This window comes from Paraburkholderia humisilvae (assembly GCF_902859855.1).
GTDB lineage: Bacteria > Pseudomonadota > Gammaproteobacteria > Burkholderiales > Burkholderiaceae > Paraburkholderia > Paraburkholderia humisilvae.
In genome coordinates, this window is record NZ_CADIKH010000195.1 from 1 (window position 1) to 3997 (window position 3997).

4 protein-coding genes are annotated in these 3997 nt (G+C 54.0%); 3 read left to right on the top strand and 1 reads right to left on the bottom strand.

Annotated elements, in window-relative coordinates; translation table 11 throughout:
• The first annotated feature begins 656 nt into the window (after window positions 1-656).
• The 3 genes from HV796_RS40570 to HV796_RS40580 all read left to right on the top strand — a co-directional run bounded on the left by HV796_RS40570 (window position 657) and on the right by HV796_RS40580 (window position 3129).
• Window positions 657-848, top strand: a complete 192-nt coding sequence (locus HV796_RS40570) for a hypothetical protein (protein ID WP_175233323.1) — start codon at window positions 657-659, stop codon at window positions 846-848.
• Between the two features lie 1014 nt (window positions 849-1862).
• Complete coding sequence (locus HV796_RS40575; RefSeq protein WP_175233324.1) at window positions 1863-2612, top strand: lytic transglycosylase domain-containing protein; 750 nt, start codon at window positions 1863-1865, stop codon at window positions 2610-2612.
• A gap of 274 nt (window positions 2613-2886) precedes the next feature.
• Window positions 2887-3129, top strand: coding sequence for an EexN family lipoprotein (locus HV796_RS40580; RefSeq protein ID WP_246356352.1), 243 nt, complete (start codon window positions 2887-2889; stop codon window positions 3127-3129).
• Window positions 3130-3639: 510 nt separating this feature from the next.
• On the opposite strand, the gene HV796_RS40585 is transcribed toward HV796_RS40580, so the two are convergent.
• Window positions 3640-3903: a trehalase family glycosidase gene (locus HV796_RS40585; protein ID WP_175233326.1), complete on the bottom strand. Its 264-nt coding sequence runs from the start codon at window positions 3901-3903 to the stop codon at window positions 3640-3642.
• Window positions 3904-3997: the final 94 nt, after the last annotated feature.

The following is a 3997-nucleotide window of genomic DNA, read 5'->3' on the forward strand; positions in this document are numbered from 1 at the left end:
AGCGGTTGCGTGAGCGATGCTTTATTGAAGATGAGGGCGGGCCCCTGGAGTAGGCTTGCAGGAGTGTTAGCGCCGGTGTAAAAGCGGCACTAAACGACGGCGCAAGGTTGAATGGTTCACTCAAGTACAAACATGGCTCGCCAGACGCCCGTGCAACGCTTCCAGCTCATGCTCCCAAGCCTTCGCGACCGCTCCCATTTTTGCCTATAGAGGCGCACTCATTTTGATTATAGACATTGATTGGTTACGGCTGTAGTACTAAGTCGATTCTGGCAAAGAACAGTGTCGAGACTGTGTCTAATGTGCTACTTGACACGACTAAGTGGCCGCTGGCTGACACTAGCAGTCAAGGCCACGAACATGCATCGACCGATGCCGGCAAACTCTGTAGCCAAGTGTCCCGAAAGATTTGACGTGCGACTGCGGCTAACGCCGACTGGAAACGGCGCCATGGCTTGCCGACAGGCGCGCGGGGACGATCGCAACCACGACCATCAAGCCGCACCAGCCTGCGCGGTTCGCATTCCAAACGCGGCGAGCAAATCGTGGCCATGACGGATACTGCGTGTGCCGAAGCTGAATGCTAATTGTGAGAGCGCACAAGGCACGTATAAGCTATATCATGATGTCCTCACATTCGATCGTCAAACCGCGCAATGGACTATCGCGTTTCCTACGAACACAGCCTTTCAGCTAATCCCAACGAGTTCGTCGTCAAGGTGCCGTCACAGCTGATTGTTGACGTGCCCGCAAATATCCCGCGCGCGCTGCTGCCGGAATTTATCGCCAATCTTATTATGCAACGTTCGCCCCAAATTGGTCGTATCAGAAATTTACGCCTACTGTAAGCGGATATTGCACTTTGTGCGATAGTGGCCCATGAATCGGTTACCGATGATGCTGTGTCGACGCTGTTTTGCTGGCGAGTGCTCATGAAATGCACAATTGCCTGCCAGACCTCATCCCGGCACCGGGCGTCTCTGGCGGCAAGGTGACGCTTCTGAAGCAGGCAGGTGTCCCTTGGGCGCGGGGCCGGATGCCACCTGCAACAGTAAAATTCCGGATCAGGCGGCTCCTGCTGGGCAACGAACTGCCGTGCGAAAGGCTCAAGTGCGATGCAGCTTGTCTGGGCTGGAGCGAGCTTTCGATAATTTGACATCCTCTCCGCCATAAGGTGCCTTAAAGGGCGGCGACATCCTGCCTCGATTTCTCTCAGGCTCTTGCAGCCATTATCTTAATTCCCGGGAGTTCTCACGGGATCAACATCATAGCTCCCTTGCCGCACGAGGCGCGGCGTTGTTGTGCAGGGCCGGTTCGCTCTAACAGCATACCGCCGGTAACCAGCGCCCGTACGCGCCTGAACATAGCATGACCGTCGCGATTGCGATCAAGCACAAAGAGATATTCCGATTGCGATTTGCAGTTCCAGGTTGGGATTCCACCGAAGATGGCGAATTTACTGAATAGTGCTGACGATATAACCAGCAAAAGGATACGCGAAAAAAAAGAAGAGGAAACGAAAAGCGATCGATCGCTGGTGAAGATAGCGAAGTTAGAATGTCTTCACTGCATTGGGTTGCGATGACAATAAACGCACTTTTTTCCGCATGGTCTTTTCTCGGGCGTTGCGGTAGCACTCCGTGGCTCTTCAGGATGCACATCGACAATTTTGCGCGTGTACCGAACGGTCGCGAGAGCGGAAGTTGCGTTTTCGTAATGGAGTGGTGAATTGTAGGGGGGCGACATTCTGGGGCGACAACAACTTTAGTTTTTTAGATGTTAGCAAGTTTGCGGTTGAGATAACTATTTGAAATAAAAATCTATCATTTGATGTGCTCGTGATACTACGCATAATACTACTGTTGTTAATTACCTTTCCCGCCACTGCGCAGGCTGTTGAGGGCGTCTCGCGATATGTGATCGCGCTGTCCCGTGAATGCGCTGAGGATGTGCACCCACTGACAATAGCGTATCTCGTTAGCGTCGAATCCCGGAACAACCCGCTGGCGATTCATGTCAACGGTGACCATAGGTTGCCACGCCAGCCTGCGACCATGCGGGAAGCACGCGAGGCGATTCAGTGGCTCGACAAGAATGGTCTGAACTATGACGTCGGCTACGGGCAGGTCAATTCAGGCAATTTTCGTCGACTTGGGCTGTCGGGAGTACAGTTGTTGGACGGATGCACGAATCTAAGGGCGGTCGCACAAATACTGGACGACTGCTACACGCGTGCGGTTCAGGTCGTTGGGGAAGGGCAAGCAGCATTGCGGCGAGCTATCTCCTGTTACAACACGGGCTCGCAACGCAGGGGCTTTGTAAATGGTTATGTCGCGCGCGTGGTGGCGGTAGCCAGATTAAAAGTACCGGCACTGCTCGTTGCTCCGAACAGTTCAAACGCCCACATTGCTTCCGATGAAAGCGAGGACAGCCTTGATCTTCGAGCCGAGACTTCCCTCAACTCGACCCACGCTAGGCAACTCAGTGAAAGCTCACGTGCCTCTCCGCCGCCCATTGGAGCTGGTGAACCAGGTGCGACCGGTCGCGTCGGAACCGGTGATTTTTCGCAGTCCGAAGAGGGCGCTTACATGAGTTCGCGCGACCCTGAATGAAGAGGGGTTACCGCTTGTTTGGTGGTTCAGAATGTTCTCGACAGTTCTGGTGCAATTCGGCGTTATATGTTCAACGCGTTGCGCGACCTCGACAAACTACGGCTAACGAAGTAAGGAAAGATGCACGTATAAAGGGTTGGATTGACGCGTTCCCGAGAGCAGCAATGCGTAATCGCTCCGAAGGGTTACAGCATCTGACGACGAATCCAACGAGGCCTCAAGCCTTATGGGCAATGAATGTGGCAGGGTGAATATGAATAGATGGCCCGTGCTTATGACCGCGGCGTTGCTCTGCGCGTGCAATCAACGGGAAGAGGCGCATACCCGAAGCTGGTATCGGGATCACGCCGCCGAGAGGGAGGTTATGCTCACTCAATGCAGGGATGATGCGGAGAAGGCATTGATGCAGGAGTGCATGAATGCGAGCACCGCCGACGCGGACATTTTCTACGGAGGAAAAGACTATAACCAGAGCCACGGAGATCAAGCCAATGGGCCCGACTTGAGTGATCGATAGCCGGAAGTGAAGACTTGCGCTTACGTTGTCCGAGAAGCGTGCCGCGCGTAAGGCCGGGCATCCTGCATGACTGAAGTGAAATTGGGCATGCGCACCGCTTACAGGGACCGTGGTGGCGGACCGCGGCTAAGGTCGAATACGTTCGCCGCGGCGACGCCTGCGGCTGACACGAAGATGGACATCGCGTCGTGTTCTGGTTCAGTCGAACAACTAGGGCTCGATATCGCTGCACTGCCTGTGCTGCACTCGAAACCTGGCTGTCGATGACGCAGAGACGTCCCCTTTTTTGCGCGAAAGAGCTGGCGGAGCATTTGCGTACGGCGGGCGGTCATCGTGACCGGGGCTGCAACTTTATCGTCTTTGTGCAAGACATCTGGGCTATGCCTGTGACGTCTGCAATCCTCGCCACGTTCTAACCGGAAGACCGCGCGTTGCTATAGCCGCATGCTGTATCGGACGGGACACCTTGTTGAGCAATTTCGGTCGTATCAAACAACTTTGTCGCGTTTGCTACAACAAGCTCTCGATACCTATCTCGCCTTCCCTTTCCCGAACTTTGGAACCGCTCGAATGAGTGAGAGTCGATCCTGGAATTTCGTCAGATTTTGGCAACCCCGAATTCGCCATATTTGATCCTGGGTACATCGCCAGCAACACCAATAACACCCCGTTAGTCCAACCGAATCCTTCTTGCAAAGCGTACTCTCCACCGCCAGCGGGAAGCCGTGCGCCATGTGATTCCACATTGTATTTCTCTACTATTGAGTTTCCCATAAAACATGACAACCGATTCGATGCTGGCGCGTTATATCTCTAACGGATTGAATGGAGATACGCGCCATGGCAAAGAAGCCGTTGGACGAGGCAA

What these genes read in the sequence shown, in the direction of transcription:
- HV796_RS40570 (WP_175233323.1), top strand. Translation starts at nt 657, where the DNA reads ATGGACTATCGCGTTTCCTACGAACACAGCCTTTCAGCTAATCCCAAC.
- HV796_RS40580 (WP_246356352.1), top strand. Translation starts at nt 2,887, where the DNA reads ATGACCGCGGCGTTGCTCTGCGCGTGCAATCAACGGGAAGAGGCGCAT.
- HV796_RS40585 (WP_175233326.1), bottom strand. Translation starts at nt 3,903, where the DNA reads ATGGGAAACTCAATAGTAGAGAAATACAATGTGGAATCACATGGCGCA.